Source organism: Coprococcus sp. HPP0074 (genome assembly GCF_964238105.1).
GTDB lineage: Bacteria > Bacillota > Clostridia > Lachnospirales > Lachnospiraceae > Faecalimonas > Faecalimonas umbilicata.
In genome coordinates this window covers 208,835-223,439 of sequence record NZ_CAXSKS010000005.1, presented here as the reverse complement: position 1 = coordinate 223,439, position 14,605 = coordinate 208,835, and the positions used below count along the sequence as shown (strand labels likewise).

Annotated in this window: 12 protein-coding genes and 1 other annotated feature; of the genes, 2 read left to right on the top strand and 10 right to left on the bottom strand. The window is 42.3% G+C overall.

Translation table 11 applies throughout. The features are described from left to right. Window positions 1–20 precede the first annotated feature (20 nt). From ACESPO_RS08365 to ACESPO_RS08350, 4 genes are all read right to left on the bottom strand, one after another. Window positions 21–974: a nucleoside hydrolase gene (locus tag ACESPO_RS08365; protein WP_016438486.1), complete on the bottom strand. Its 954-nt coding sequence runs from the start codon at window positions 972–974 to the stop codon at window positions 21–23. A gap of 242 nt (window positions 975–1,216) precedes the next feature. Beyond that, window positions 1,217–3,730, bottom strand: coding sequence for a DUF4125 family protein (locus ACESPO_RS08360; RefSeq protein WP_117576694.1), 2,514 nt, complete (start codon window positions 3,728–3,730; stop codon window positions 1,217–1,219). 16 nt (window positions 3,731–3,746) lie between these two features. Beyond that, entirely contained in the window at window positions 3,747–4,751 is a 1,005-nt protein-coding gene (gene trpS / locus ACESPO_RS08355) for a tryptophan--tRNA ligase (protein WP_008975194.1), read from the bottom strand. Window positions 4,752–4,789: 38 nt separating this feature from the next. Beyond that, window positions 4,790–5,038 (bottom strand) — a binding site (T-box leader). Window positions 5,039–5,128: 90 nt separating this feature from the next. Then, complete coding sequence (locus tag ACESPO_RS08350; RefSeq protein WP_009262162.1) at window positions 5,129–5,761, bottom strand: histidine phosphatase family protein; 633 nt, start codon at window positions 5,759–5,761, stop codon at window positions 5,129–5,131. A 126-nt stretch (window positions 5,762–5,887) separates the two neighbouring features. Here ACESPO_RS08350 and ACESPO_RS08345 point away from each other — a divergent pair, with 126 nt between their 5' ends. Continuing rightward, complete coding sequence (locus tag ACESPO_RS08345) at window positions 5,888–6,367, top strand: S-ribosylhomocysteine lyase (protein WP_499788676.1); 480 nt, start codon at window positions 5,888–5,890, stop codon at window positions 6,365–6,367. 136 nt (window positions 6,368–6,503) lie between these two features. Here ACESPO_RS08345 and ACESPO_RS08340 read toward each other — a convergent pair whose 3' ends face one another. The 4 genes from ACESPO_RS08340 to ACESPO_RS08325 are packed head-to-tail and all read right to left on the bottom strand — an operon-like array spanning window position 6,504 to window position 10,521. Beyond that, window positions 6,504–7,058, bottom strand: a complete 555-nt coding sequence (locus tag ACESPO_RS08340; RefSeq protein ID WP_499788675.1) for a DUF5662 family protein — start codon at window positions 7,056–7,058, stop codon at window positions 6,504–6,506. Window positions 7,059–7,106: 48 nt separating this feature from the next. Then, window positions 7,107–7,769: a TraX family protein gene (locus ACESPO_RS08335; RefSeq protein WP_009262165.1), complete on the bottom strand. Its 663-nt coding sequence runs from the start codon at window positions 7,767–7,769 to the stop codon at window positions 7,107–7,109. Further along, a complete protein-coding gene (locus tag ACESPO_RS08330) occupies window positions 7,766–9,502 on the bottom strand; it encodes an alpha-amylase family glycosyl hydrolase (RefSeq protein ID WP_117576695.1) in 1,737 nt (578 codons plus the stop codon). Before ACESPO_RS08330 ends, ACESPO_RS08335 begins: the two co-directional genes overlap by 4 nt. Window positions 9,503–9,525: 23 nt before the next feature. Further along, entirely contained in the window at window positions 9,526–10,521 is a 996-nt protein-coding gene (locus tag ACESPO_RS08325; protein ID WP_009262168.1) for a sugar ABC transporter substrate-binding protein, read from the bottom strand. A 179-nt stretch (window positions 10,522–10,700) separates the two neighbouring features. On the opposite strand from ACESPO_RS08325, the gene ACESPO_RS08320 reads away from it, so the two are divergent. Then, window positions 10,701–11,048 carry a DUF1292 domain-containing protein gene (locus ACESPO_RS08320; RefSeq protein ID WP_008975187.1) on the top strand — a complete coding sequence of 116 codons (348 nt, stop codon included), beginning with the start codon at window positions 10,701–10,703 and terminating at the stop codon, window positions 11,046–11,048. A gap of 172 nt (window positions 11,049–11,220) precedes the next feature. Here ACESPO_RS08320 and ACESPO_RS08315 read toward each other — a convergent pair whose 3' ends face one another. Then, window positions 11,221–13,062 (bottom strand): ATP-dependent helicase, encoded by a 1,842-nt coding sequence (locus ACESPO_RS08315; protein WP_499788674.1) that lies wholly within the window; start codon window positions 13,060–13,062, stop codon window positions 11,221–11,223. Then, window positions 13,062–14,519: a glutamate--tRNA ligase gene (gltX, locus tag ACESPO_RS08310; protein ID WP_016438478.1), complete on the bottom strand. Its 1,458-nt coding sequence runs from the start codon at window positions 14,517–14,519 to the stop codon at window positions 13,062–13,064. Before gltX ends, ACESPO_RS08315 begins: the two co-directional genes overlap by 1 nt. Between the last annotated feature and the right edge of the window lie 86 nt (window positions 14,520–14,605).

The window sequence follows — 14,605 nt, the reverse complement described above, 5'->3', positions numbered from 1 at the left end:
TGTTTTATCAAATGTCTGATCTATTCTCTCCAGAATACAGACATAAGTTCATTGATCGCTCTTTCTGCATCTACTTCTAATGCAAAACTAATGTATTCTGCCTCAATCGGCTTTTCCCGTAAATCCGTTACAATCATTCCGCGGCAATAGGTACCGGAGCACTCTACTCTCGCCTTTCTTTTTTGTATTTTCACAATACTTGGAACAACCGCAGCTACCATTGCCAACGGATCGTGCAGCGGACAATTATCCGGTGTATAATTCTGTACTCTTGATCCGTTCATATAGTACTCTAAAGCTTTTTTCATATATTGCACTGCAGGCTTACATCTTTCCGAACAGTATGTTTCCATCTGTTCTACATGTTTTTTTCTCAACCTTGTCTTCAACGTCACATCCAGTCCAACAACTGTAATGTCCATTCCTGTAAGAAATACTTGATCGCATGCTTCCGGGTCTCCTGCAATATTCGCCTCTGCGACCGGAGATACATTTCCCGGTGCATTTACAGTTCCGCCCATCATCACCAGATTTTTTACAAGCTTAGTTGATTCTGGATATTTCTGTACCATCATTGCGATGTTAGTCAGTCGTCCCAATGTTACGAGTGTTAACTCCTGCGGGTATTTCTGCAGCATCTCGTAGAGAAAATCTTCTGCTTTGATATCTGTTCTGTAAGAGAAATTCCCCTTCTCCAGCAGTACGTTCCCCACTCCGTTTTCTCCATGGATCCATGCGACCGGACCTTCCCAGGTTCCGTTTAAAGGCTGATTTGCCCCGACAACGACTGGTATTTCTTTCTTTGTATTGGATAATTCAATTATCCTCACGGTATTTTCTGCTGCCTGTACTGCATCTACATTTCCACATCCGGTTGTAATTCCCACAATTTCAACCTCCGGATGATTTAATGCATACAGAAGTGCAATGGAATCATCCACCCCTGTATCGACATCTATTAACATTTTTACCATACTATTTCCTCCGAACTTTACTAATTTTCATTTATTTGTCTACATTATACTTCTGTTTTAGACATATTTCAATTTATTTGTACTTATCATTATATATTTGTCTAACTTATAATTCATAACAAAATGAAAAGAAAGCTGTCACTTCACGACTTTTTTATCGCGAAAGCAACAGCTTCCTTCTTCATAACCTCTATGAACTTCTAATCAAATTGAATACGCAGTCTTTTTTACCGACTTGCTTTCTATTTCTTCCTGCCAACAGAGTGTTCTGCCTGCCCCATCGTTCCATATCCATATAACCTTACGGTACACTCGATGATTTCTTCCACCATATTTTTACCAGCTTTTGCATACTCCGCCACAAGCTGCCCATATCGTACCAATGTCTCCATCGAGTAAGTTTTCAACTCTCCTCTCAGATAGGTTTCAAAAGAAATGTCCTCCACCGTATCTTCCTCTGTATGGATGATCCGCGCCTGCCCCGACAATTGTGGGTATTCCCCTGCCATCTCTTCTCTCCAGCTTACCTGAATGGAAACAATCCCTTCGATCAGCTTTTTCTTTTCTTCAGAAATCTTTGGGAGATTTTCTTCAATCCTTCGATACTCTTCCGGTACTGTTGACTCCATCATATACGCATATTTTTCCATAACAAGATTACGTCCCGCACTTTCCCCGTCGAGAAGATCTCTTTCATAAGAAAGAAGCAGTTCCTTTTTCCAACTGGTAAACTGACTTTTTCTCATAATGTAAAACGTCTCCCAATCATCCTGACATCCAGCTCTGCCTCCGGTATTTCTTACTTTCTGAAACATGTTCCATTCTAATTGAATGATTGCTTCCAAAATCTCTGTCTTTTCTCTTTTCATTCTCTCTCCTGCCTTTAAAATTCTGTCTGTGTGAATTTCTAGAAAATCTTCCCATCCGTATGTCAGTTTCTGCTCGCGAAGCCGATCCAAAATCATAGCAGAAATCTGCTCGATCTGACATACAATCGGATCGTCCCAATTGACCTCCTGTACTTCTCCTACAGCCTTCCAGTGATCCCTTTCCGGACGTTCGTTTGCCAATGTTTCTATTCGCTTTTGCATTTCTTGCGCTCCGGACAAGTTTTCCATCCCCCGCCATGCCCATTTATAATAAGGCATGTACGCGTGATGAAGCAGATACTCTATATGCACTGCTTCCCGAAGAAATTCCCATAACGCAAAAGAAGCAGCTGTCGTATCGCCGCGACGCATACAGCGGGCGTAATTATATTGTCCTGCCTGTGCCGCTTTTGCTATCGCTGTTGCAGTTTTTTGCAGCCACAGTTGTTCTGGCATTTCTCTCATTAGGCATTCCCGGACTCTTGAAAATTCTCCAAGTGGATCTGTAAATACTGCTCCATTTACCACCATCGCAAGTCGTTCTTCCTGGAAACCGGCCCATACAGAAAATACTTTTTCTCCATCTACTTTTTTATCATCTTCCAGAACAGAGAACCATTCCCTGCCAAGAAAGTTTTCATAGAAATCCGGAATCGAAAATACTCCATCTCGACCAGATCCACGAGCAGAAGCAATTCTCCTCTTATGACCTTGCACCTTCGACGGGAGTTGTTCATAAGCGCTCTGAAGTCGGTCGCCAATCTTGTCATAGTCTTCCTGTGTCAGCCACATACAGAATGCTGCGCCATAATCGTGATCTTCTGAAAGCATATCATCAAATCCAAGGCATTCCGATCCTTCCCCGACAAGTCCAACCGCGATTCTGTCCGCATATTCCGGAAACTGTTCCCGGATCATACGTTTCCCAAACTGTTCGTAATAAGCGCGCGCCAGTTCTATCCCTTTTTTTCGGTCTTTTTCGCTTTCTGGTCTTCTTTCATATGATTTACTTTCCACTGCAGAACACCTTTTTCTTGCATGCGCCGCCTTTTCCCGGAGGATTCCTGCTTCTTTTGGAAATCCCGCCGTCTCCAGCACCATTGCACAGTTTTCACAGGTAACTGCATAGGCATCATTTTCTCCATACGTATCTAAAATCATTCGGAGTGCCTTTGTATAGCTGTCAATTGCCTCTTCATATCTGCCCGCCAGATAATAGCCATGTCCACACGCAGAAAGTGCAGCTGCATAGTGTGGATCTTGTGTATTCCCTGCCTCATATAACACCAATGCCTTCTCCAGACAGTTTAAACCTTCCGAAATCTGCCCTGTTTTCAAATACAATTCTGCCAGATTCGTGTAAGTTGCCGCTGTCTCTTCCTTTGCATCTGCAGTTTGTAAAATGACGGAAAGCGCTTTTTGCAGACAGCTGAGCGCCTCTTCATGCGCATTTTGTCTCTCATAGGCCAAACTCATATTATTATAAAGCCCTGCAAATCTTGCATCTTCGGAAGGAAGACAGATACTGTAGATCTGCTCCGCCTCCCGGTAAGCTTCCAGCGCAGCTTCATACTGCCCCGCTGCCCGCAGTGCAGTCGCTGCGTTTACTAAAGTCGTTCCATGTTCTGCACTTTCCGACATGCCAAGCTTTCTGATCTGTTCCAATGCCTCCCGAGCATTCTGCACTGCCTCCTCATGTCTGCCAACACTGCGATAATACCCTGTCAGTTCATTTAACAGGATCAGCACCTCCTCCCCACTGCTTTTCTTCTGACTTTCTTCTTCTTTTGCCTGCATCAGCGCCTCTGTCAAGAACTGCTCCGCCTCCTGTATCTGATTTGTGGCAAACAGCTCATCCAACTGTCTTAACACTTCCTGTATCTGCATACATTTTCTTCCTTCTCTACCGGATTCTGTCCGGGAATCCTACTTTGCGCTGTACTTTCCGCAATGTCTTTGTCGCAAAATAGTTTGCCTTCTCTGCATTGTTCTTAATAATTCCATCGATAAATGCTTTATCTTTTTCTAACCTTGCGTATTCATCCTGAAGCGGTTTTAATACAGATACTACTGCTTCTCCAACTGCCATCTTAAAGTCTCCATACCCTTTTCCGTCAAATTCCTTTACCGTCTCATCTGGAGTCTTTCCTGTACATGCACTGTAAATATCAATCAGGTTTTTCACACCCGGCTGTTCTTCACGGTACAGGATCTGTGCTTCTGAATCTGTCACCGCACGTTTGCATTTGCGCATGATTGTATCCGGATCATCCATCAGATAAATACTTGCATTTGGATTCTCATCTGATTTTGACATTTTCTTAGCTGGATCCTGCAGACTCATAATCTTTGCTCCTACTTTTCCGACATATGGCTCCGGAATCGTAAATACATCTCCGTATACCCCATTGAAACGCTGTGCGATATCTCTTGTCAGCTCCAGATGCTGCATCTGGTCAATGCCCACCGGAACAACATCTGCCTGAAACAATAAGATATCGGCCGCCATCAGAACTGGATATGTAAACAATCCTGCATTAATATTATCTGCATGTTTTGCTGATTTATCCTTGAACTGTGTCATACGGTTCAATTCTCCCATATAGGTATAACAATTTAAAATCCATGCAAGTTCCGCATGTCCTGACACATGTGACTGATAATAAATACAATTTTTTTCCGGATCAAGTCCTGCTGCAATGTAAAGTGTCAAAAGAGCACGTGCCCGCTTCCGAAGTGTCGCCGGATCTTGTCTTACCGTGATAGAATGCATATCCACCACACTGTAGAAGCACTCATATTCATCGCTTAATGTCACCCAGTTCTTAAGCGCCCCAAGATAGTTTCCAAGTGTCAGATTTCCTGTTGCCTGCATTCCGCTGAATAATACTTTTTTGTCATTGATCATTGTCTTTTCCTCCTAAATAAAAAACGCCCATAGCCAAAGCTAGGGACGTCGGTATTACGTGGTGCCACCCTGATTCATATCTTCCCGCATCAAACTTCCTGTTGTTTGCCAAGATATAACTCTTGTCTCTGTAACGTGAGAACACGGCTCCACTACTAAAAGGCTCTTGCCTCCGTTCATTTCGCATCTCCCAAATCCATTCGCTGTCACTTTCCATACCGGCTTCCACCATCCCCGGCTCTCTGTCATGTTCCATGGCAGTTACTACTTTTGGTCACTGATTTTATCTAAACTATCTGAATTACTGTAAGTCTAACATCTGCCCGCAGGAAAGTCAAGCAGACCTATCTTCTTTTCTATGATTCTTTTCTATGACTTTACCAGTCTTCAACCTCATCGTCATAATAGATAACTCCTTCTTCTATGACCTTTGCAATGCCATCCTTAATTTCTATCACAGATACCGCACAATTTTTCTGAACACCACTGTCCCAAAACTGCTCTACCCCGATTCCTTTCACCGTATCTAAAAGTGCCCGAAGCATTGCGCCATGCGTGGATAACAGAATCGTCTTATTTTCATATGCTTTCTTCTCACAGAGATCTGCAAGAAACCCTTTTGCTCTTTTAAGCAGTTCTTCAAAACTCTCTCCACCTTCCGGAGCCTGATAACATGCTGGATCATCATAAAAATAATGGAACTTTGGATCCGGTATATTCATCTTCTCACCCTTGCAATAATACCCTTCCAAACATCCAAATCCCATCTCCGCCAGTCTCTCATCTTCCAAAAGAGGAATTTCTCTGCCTTCCAGCAAAATCTCGGCTGTCTCCTTTGCCCTCTTCAGAGGACTTGTGATTGCCAGATCAAACGAAAGATCTCTCAAATGTTTTGCCGTCTTTCTCGCAAGAGTCCTCCCGAATGTATTAAGCTCAATATCCGACTTTCCCTGTAGCTTTCTTTCCTTGTTCCAGTCTGTTTCTCCATGTCTGATTAAATATAGCTTCATTTGCTCACCAAACCTTCCTCTCCCATCTTTTCCTGATTTTATTCTCATTGTATCACACTTTTTCCTCACTTGCACAAAAAATCAAAAGCATTTATAATGGAAGAATCAAACACTGGAGGTAATACAATGGAAAAAATCACAAGTTTTACAATCGATCATAACAAACTCGTTCCTGGACTCTATGTCTCCCGGAAAGATCATGTAGAAGGAGCAGTCATCACTACTTTTGACATCCGCATGACCAATCCAAATGAAGAGCCTGTCATGAATACCGCTGAGATGCACACCATAGAACATCTTGCCGCCACCTTTCTCCGCAACCACTCCGTGTATGGCAAGAAAACTATCTATTTTGGTCCAATGGGATGTCGTACCGGTTTCTATCTGCTTCTTGCCGGAGATTACGAGTCCTCAGACATTGTCGATCTGATGCGGGAACTTTTTGTATTTATTGCAGACTATTACGATGAAGTGCCTGGAGCAAGCGCCAAAGACTGCGGAAATTATCTGGACATGAACCTTCCGATGGCACGTTTTCTCGCAAAAAAATATTTGAATGAAGTCCTCACAGGCATTCAGGAAGAACAATTATATTATCCTGAATAACTATATGAAAATGAAAGCAGACATGTTCTGTCAAATACTCATTCCTGTTTTTTAACTCGAATAAGTACTCTGACAGAACATGTCTGTTTTTTCACAGTATTTTTCTAAAATAACCTATATGATCTTACAATCCAATTTAATGCATACCTTTTTTCAGCACATTTTCCCTGATGTACAAATAGGTAGCCTCCTCCCCCTGCTCTGCCAGCATCACAAGAAGTGTCTCTAACAGTTTCTGGGTTTCCGGATGCATCATTTTTTCATATCCGCTGCCACTCTCATAATATTCCAATGCACTCCGATTGGTATATTCGTCTTTTTTATAAACTTTACAGGCCGCAATCCGATCTACAAACATCTCGACGACATATTTTTCTGGCATTTTCATGCCGACCAAACCACTCTCTCCATCCAAGACATAATCAATCCAGTATTCATAGTGATGACGGTTTCGTCCTTTATGATGCAGCCATGCAGAAGAGTATCCTATCGCCTCCCGCTCAGCATTGTTCGGACTTCTCGTTCCCTGATAATATTTTGCTCCGATTCTGAATTCCGTCCAACTATATTTTGACAGATCATGGAGAACGCCCTGACGGTATAGTCCAAGACGGAAACACTCTCTCATCACCAGCAATTTATGATATGTAATTGTACAAAAATGTCTCCATGCATTTCCCATTTTGTTCATCCCTACCTTAATGCTTCTTATTATCAAAGCCCAATACTTTACAGCATCTTAATATATCAGCAGACCTATTCCAAGCAACACAAGTAAGTGTAGTGGATAAAATAAGTAAAATACATATTTCATCTTCGGTCCCTGTTCTCCGTTGTATAGAAGAATAAACGGCAGCGCCAGCACCGCAAACGCCTGGATATATCCCATCAGCAAAATATTGACTGCAGCTACCGAAAGACACATCCATACTTTCTTTTCACGGAATGCCCAAAAACACAAAATGAGTAAGAGCCCCATCGAACTGTAATCCGTCCTCAAAAACTCTGCAAACAGCATAAATAGGATGACCATCAAAAAGTTTAAAACAGCTGGATACCGTTTCGTCAGATAGTAAAGCATAACCAACCCTATGAATAATGTGAAGAATACATTCTGGTGTGTTCCGTCTAAAATCCTTCCATAGAACAAAAGATCAAATGGGATCTCTGAGATCAATGCAAATAATCCTATTCTTGTCATATACCGGATCACGTCATGCGTGTGCATAAACCCTTCCACCAGAAGGAAGCAGAAAATCGGGAAAGCAATCCTTCCGATGATTCGCAAAATCGGATATTGCGGAAGCAGCACCGCTCCCACATGGTCGATGAGCATCGTTGTAATTGCAATCATTTTCAGCCAAAAAGAATTCAATCCTACTTTTTTCGTCATTCCATTCATATGCTTCTTGTTCCTCTCATTGTTTCTTGGGACATCCCTGCAACAAAAGCCGCCACACTGCGTCCTTCCAAAATTATACTTCTTTTTCCTTCGATCAAAAGAGGCTGTTCATAGAATCCTTCTTCAGTCGACATCACCTGATACCATGCTTGATCTTTCGGCAAAGCTGGAAGGGCGAAAGAATGTGCGATCCAGTGCATATTATAGAGAAGGAAACAGTTGCTCTCTTTCTTTGGACTTCCACTGTATAAAATTCCAAGCTGCCTGCTCGACGCCTCCTGTTGGATCTGCCACGCCGCCTCTCCATGATAGGAAATATCAGGAATACCGCTGCCACTTCGGTCTGTTCCTGTCAGTGCTTCCTTCTGGTGGAGTATGCCATGCTTTTTCCGAAAAGCAATTAACTCTTTGACATAGTGAAAAAATGATTTTTCTCGCTCCAGTCTGCTCCAGTCTACCCACCCGGTCTCATTATCCTGACAGTAGACATTGTTATTTCCACCTTGACTGTTTCCAAATTCATCTCCTGCAAGAAGACAAGGTGTCCCCTGTGCAGTCATTAAAAGAAACATCGCATTTCTCTTCTGTCCCTGCCGCAGTTTCACTATCTGCTTTTTGCGTGTCTTTCCTTCTACCCCACAATTCCAACTATAATTATAGTCCGGCCCATCCTGATTCTGTTCTCCGTTTGCTTCGTTATGCTTTGCATCATACGATACAAGATCTTCCAAGGTAAAACCGGTATGATTTGTAATATAGTTGCAGGATCCGGACACAGAAGTTTTCCTTCGGAACTGTTCTGCTACACTGGCAATCATTCCTTCATCACCTTTTAAAAATCTCCGCATCGTATTCTGAAAGGATTCGTCTTTGATAAGCAATTTTGTCCCACTTAAAACCGGATCTCTCCGCAAAAATTCTACAGGTACCTGATACGGATTTAAAAGAAATCCGTCAATATGATACTCCATCACATAATACCTCAGACAGTCCTCCACAATCTGAAACCTTGTCTGTGCTGTAAAGGGAAAATCAAGTACTACTTCAATCCCTTCCCGGTGACATGTCTTTACAAGTTCTTTCAACTCTTTTTGCGCATCATGATCTGCTGCATAAGATGCCTTTGGTGCAAAGAAAAATCCCTCTCCATATCCCCAGTAATTGACCTTTCTTCCGCGCTCTTCAAATTCATAAACCGGCATGCACTGGATCTGATTAATCCCAAGCTCTTTCAGATAAGGAAGCTTTTCCATCACGCCACGAAACGTCCCCTTTTTCTTCACTTTGGAAGAGGAATGTCTTGTAAATCCTCTTACATGGAGACTGTATGCAATGACGTCCTCTTCCGGAATCCGCAGCGGGCAGTCATCTTCCCATGGATATTCTTCCTTTTGGGGAAGCTTTCCTCTCACTTGATGTGGTGCAAAATCCGCCTGATCGTTCCATCGTTCTCTCCCTGCAATCCCTTTTGCATAAGAATCGGTAACAATCTTGCCATCGATCTCATAGTTGTATTCACACGCTTGTGCAGGAAGATCTGATAACATCACACAGCGCACTGTCCCAGTCCCGGCTTCCTCTTTCATCGGAATCTTCTCCATCGGAACATTTTCACCACACTTATATAACAGAAGGGTACATTGCTTTCCTTCTTTGACCTCCACCGCAAAATTTAATGCTTCTTTCTGCCTACTGACGCCAAGCGGCAGTGGTGCTCCCTGTACGACCTTCATTTCTTCCTCCCTTATTTCACCTATTATTGCCAGCCATCTGCCCCATACATATCAACATTATCCTTTGTGATCAGAAAAGTTTCTTCATAAATCGGCTCTTTTATCTTTTCCCCATCCAGCACCTGGAATGCTGATTTTACTGCATCTTTCCCAAGGGTAATCGGCCGCTGAGCTGCTGTTCCTACAATGATATCGTCTGATTTTTGCAATTCCTTTTTCAAATCCGGAGAACCGTCTACTCCGTAAATCACAACCCCGGCATAAGCCTGATCTGTCTCTGCTGCCCTCTTTGCTCCAAGCGCCGTCTGGTCATTTCCACACATGATCACATCCACATCCGGATATTGTTTCAGAAGCCTTTTTGTAGTCTCCATAGATATTTCTTTACTTCCATTTACATTCTCTCTTGCGACAATCTCAAATCCCTGATCCGCAATTGCCTCTTCAAATCCGGTAATCCTCTCGTTGATTGAATTTGTATTCGGACATTCTAAGATCAGTACCTTCCCTCCTTCTGGAAAACGCTGTACGACATCTTCTCCACATAGATATCCTGCCTGCTTGTTATCTGTTCCAACATAGGCATCTACCAGATTAAGATCCTTCACTTCTGTGTCAATGTTGATAATCTTGACACCTGCTTCTCTCAGGGCATCCAATCCCGGCTGAATCGTCTCCCAGTTTACAGGGCTTAAGAAAATCGCATCAATGCCTTCTTCAATCATTTCATTGATCTGTTCCAGCTGAAGGGTATCATCCCCCTTCGGATCGCGCGTGATCATTTGCCCGCCCTGCTTCTCCACTTCTTCTCGGATTGCCTCTTCCAGCACAGCAAAGTATGGATTATCTGCCATCGTCGTACAGGTATATCCGAATGTATAAACTTCTGTCTCTTCCTGTTTCTCCTCCTCTGGACTTACTGCATTATCTTCAGGTGTCCCTACATTTTTCTTACAGCCTGAAAGAGGCAGTATACACAGAATCATGCAGAGGATGATTGATAGTATCTTCTTTTGCATATGTTTCCTCCTATATCATCATATAACATTCTACTAAACACATATTTCACACATATAAATTTAATTTTACCTATTTTTATTTCAATGTCAATAGTTTTCCCCTTGCATTTCTGACCGGAGTCTGATAGAGTTATCATATCAGTAATTCAAAGATGAATGAAGCAGAAAAGGAGAATATTATGAGTGAACACAACCACGATTGCAACTGCAATCACGACGATTGTAACTGCGGATGCCACAATGATGAAGCAGTCACAGTAACTTTAACATTAGACAACGATGAAGTAGTTGAATGTGCTGTCCTCACGATCTATGAAGCAGATGAAAGAGAATACATCGCACTCCTCCCTCTGAACGAAGATGGAGAGAATGAAGACGGAGACGTATTCATCTACCGCTATAAAGAAGTAGACGGAGAACCTACTCTTGAGAACATCGAAGATGACGATGAGTACGAAGTTGCTGCCGATGCTTTTGACGAATGGCTTGATGAGCAGGATTTTGATGCTTTAGACGACGAAGAATAGATTCCATCTGATCCCGAGCAGAAGCAATTGTAAAAGAGGCACTGAACAATCTGGCAAACAAAATGATTCCCCATTAGAATTACAACTAATGAAATGGTCATTTCTAAAAACAGATGCTCAGTGCCTCTTTAATTATATGTCTCTTCTGGAAACATTCCTTAGAAATTCATTCTTATCTTGTAGGTCTGTTCTGAAACAGTTCCCCAAGAAATCTGGACTGCTCCATCGCTTTTCCATTTTTTTCTCTCACATAGCTGATCGTCAAGTGTTTCTTTGCGCGTGTCATTGCCACATAGAACATTCGACGTTCCTCCTCCATCTCCTCTGGAAGTTCTGCCTTTTTATACGGTGTCACATCTTCGTTGGCTCCAATGATAAATACGGTATCATACTCCAGCCCTTTTGCCGCATGAAATGTCATAAGAGACACTGCATTTCTATTCTCTGTCCGTGTGACTGCCTGCAGCCGCAATTCCTCTGTATATTTTTCAATATGGGCGAACCATTCTTCGATTGTCTTAAATTCTTTGGCACGCTCTTCCAGTTCCCGAATCAATTCCTGAAGATCTTCCAGTTTCATCTTCCGTTTGATCGCATACTCATTTAAGAACAGATCATAGCCAACACTTTTTCTGATATACTGAATTGCCGCATACGGAGTCATTCGGCTGATCACTTTCAGATCCACTTCCAGCTGGTCGATCCGATCTACCATCCAGTCTTTTTCCATATAATATTTCCGCAGGTTTTCAAAAGAAATCTCTCCGCGATCCACACTATCTCTGCCAATATATCTATTTGGCCGATTCATGATCATCAGAAAATCTCCGCGGTCTCTTCCCCCAAGCGCCATCCGCATATATGCCTGAAAATCTCTCCCGATAAAGTGCTCATACAGATTGGGGAGATGCTCTTTCATCTGAAATGGAATATGATATTCCATGAATGTCTCCACAAGCGCACGCGGCTCCGTATTTGTACGATATAATACCGCAATCTGCGATGGCTCAGTTCCTGCTGCAACTGCTTTTGCAATCTGTTCTCTGACGTAGTGGCTCTCCTCTACCGGATGACGTACTTCTTGAATATGTACATTGTCCCCCTGCTCATTTACAGTGATAATCTCCTTCTGATAACGGTTCTTATTCCTCTCAATCACTCTTCTTGCAGCACTCACAACAGCCTTTGTAGACCGATAATTCACATCCAGTATAATTGATTTTGCATTGGGATAATCTTTAGAAAATCCGAGCATGATCTCTGGTCTTGCTCCGCGGAAACGGTAAATAGACTGATCATCATCCCCGACAATAAACAGATTGTTTTCTGGAAGTGCAAGCATACGAATCACATCATACTGCACTTGGTTGATGTCCTGAAATTCATCGATTAAAATATATTGAAATTTTTTCTGCCACATTTGAAGAATATCCGGTCTCTTCTGAAACAGTTCATAGCATAAAACAAGCATGTCATCAAAGTCGATTTTCTTTAAAAGCTTTCTTCTTCGCTCATATTCCTCATAAATTTGACGAAACATCTGATCCGAACAGTTGCTGGATTCATACTCCTCCAGCGAAAGTCTGTTATTTTTGATCTGGCCGATCTCAGAGGCAATTCCCTGTAAAAATTCTTTCTCATCTTCGATCTCCAATTCCATCCCGGCAATGACTTCCCTTAAAAGCATCATCTTTTCTTCCTCCGAAAAAATATTTGATGCATTCATCCGGTATGCCCATTTCAAAATCCCATAGTAAATACCATGGAAAGTCCCAAACGTAACTGGAAAACGATCGTCTTTTGTAATTTTTGCAAATCGCTCCCGCATTTCCTTCGCCGCCGCTTTTGTAAAGGTAATGACAAGAATCTGCTCCGGTCTGACCCCATACTTTTTAATCAGATATTCTACTCGTCTTGTGATGACCAATGTTTTTCCTGAACCTGGGCCGGCAAGTACCATTGCCGGCCCATTTTTATGACAGATTGCTTTTGTCTGAGCTTCATTAAACCCCATTATGCACCCAGCAGTTCAATTGCCTTGCGGATACGATTCAAAGACTCTTCTTTGCCGATAATCTCCATAATCTCTGTCGCACCGCCCGGTGTATTCTGCTTACCGGATACTGCCGTGCGGACCGGCCACATCGCATATCCGTTCTTACAGCCCTTCTTCTCTACATACCCTTTAAGCATTTCATATAAGGCATCATTGCTGTAATCTTCCTGCGCTTCAAATAATGGAAGCAATTCCTGCAATACTTCCAGCGATGTCTCCGCATTTGTTTTCATTTTCTTATGTGTGTACATCGCAATATCATACTCTGGAAGCTCCTCAAAGAAATCAATCTGATCCTTGATATCCGGGAACACTTCAATTCTTGATTTCACAAGTCCTGCAATCTTCTTTAAATCATAATCTTTATGAATAACTTCCTCAATATATGGTTTTGCAAGTTCATAAAACTTGTCAAAATCCATTGCTTTCATATACTCACCGTTCATCCATTTTAGCTTCATTGTGTCGAACACAGCCGGAGATTTGCTCATATGATGATAGTCAAATGCTTCTACAAGCTCCTCCAACGAGAAAATTTCACGGTTATCCGATGGGCTCCATCCAAGCAGCGCTACATAGTTCACGATTGCCTCTGTCAGATATCCTTGTTCCAGAAGATCTTCGTAAGAAGAATGACCGGAACGCTTACTCAACTTCTTGTGCTCCTCATTTGTGATCAATGGACAATGAACGTAAGTCGGGATCTCCCATCCGAATGCTTCATACAACCTGTTATACTTTGGTGCAGAAGAAAGATATTCATTTCCTCTTACTACATGTGTAATCCCCATCAAGTGATCATCAACAACATTTGCAAAGTTATAAGTTGGGTATCCATCTGATTTGATCAGGATCATATCATCCAATTCTTCATTTGGAACTGTGATTTCCCCGTAAATGTCATCGTGGAATGTCGTTGTTCCTTCTGTCGGCATATTAATACGGATTACATATGGTTTTCCGGCTGCAAGGTTCGCCTCAATCTCTTCTTTGCTCAGATGCAGACAATGTTTATCGTATGCTACAATCTCAGTACCGCTCTCTGACACCTTGCTCTTTAAAGATTCTAAACGTTCTTTATCACAAAAACAATAGTACGCATCACCCTGGTCAATAAGCTGCTTTGCATACTTCATATAAATTCCCATCGCCTGACGCTCACTCTGTACATACGGTCCGACACCACCGTCCTTATCCGGCCCTTCATCATGAATCAGTCCAGTCTTCTCCAGAGTTCGATAAATGATCTCAAGTGCTCCGTCAACAAATCTCTCCTGGTCTGTATCTTCAATACGAAGCATAAAATCTCCGCCTTCATGTTTTGCGATCAGATATGCATACAATGCCGTACGCAGATTACCTACATGCATTCTTCCCGTAGGGCTTGGTGCAAATCTTGTTCTTACTTTACTCATTTTTACACACTCCTGTTCTCTTTTGCTTGCGCAATGCTTTTCGCTATGTTCCATTATATACAACTTATTCACGCTTGACAAGGAGA

Coding starts and splice junctions, on each gene's coding strand:
- ACESPO_RS08365 (WP_016438486.1), bottom strand. CDS start 974: ATGGTAAAAATGTTAATAGATGTCGATACAGGGGTGGATGATTCCATT.
- ACESPO_RS08360 (WP_117576694.1), bottom strand. CDS start 3,730: ATGCAGATACAGGAAGTGTTAAGACAGTTGGATGAGCTGTTTGCCACA.
- trpS (WP_008975194.1), bottom strand. CDS start 4,751: ATGATCAATGACAAAAAAGTATTATTCAGCGGAATGCAGGCAACAGGA.
- ACESPO_RS08350 (WP_009262162.1), bottom strand. CDS start 5,761: ATGAAGCTATATTTAATCAGACATGGAGAAACAGACTGGAACAAGGAA.
- ACESPO_RS08345 (WP_499788676.1), top strand. CDS start 5,888: ATGGAAAAAATCACAAGTTTTACAATCGATCATAACAAACTCGTTCCT.
- ACESPO_RS08340 (WP_499788675.1), bottom strand. CDS start 7,058: ATGAACAAAATGGGAAATGCATGGAGACATTTTTGTACAATTACATAT.
- ACESPO_RS08335 (WP_009262165.1), bottom strand. CDS start 7,769: ATGAATGGAATGACGAAAAAAGTAGGATTGAATTCTTTTTGGCTGAAA.
- ACESPO_RS08330 (WP_117576695.1), bottom strand. CDS start 9,502: ATGAAGGTCGTACAGGGAGCACCACTGCCGCTTGGCGTCAGTAGGCAG.
- ACESPO_RS08325 (WP_009262168.1), bottom strand. CDS start 10,521: ATGCAAAAGAAGATACTATCAATCATCCTCTGCATGATTCTGTGTATA.
- ACESPO_RS08320 (WP_008975187.1), top strand. CDS start 10,701: ATGAGTGAACACAACCACGATTGCAACTGCAATCACGACGATTGTAAC.
- ACESPO_RS08315 (WP_499788674.1), bottom strand. CDS start 13,062: ATGGGGTTTAATGAAGCTCAGACAAAAGCAATCTGTCATAAAAATGGG.
- gltX (WP_016438478.1), bottom strand. CDS start 14,519: ATGAGTAAAGTAAGAACAAGATTTGCACCAAGCCCTACGGGAAGAATG.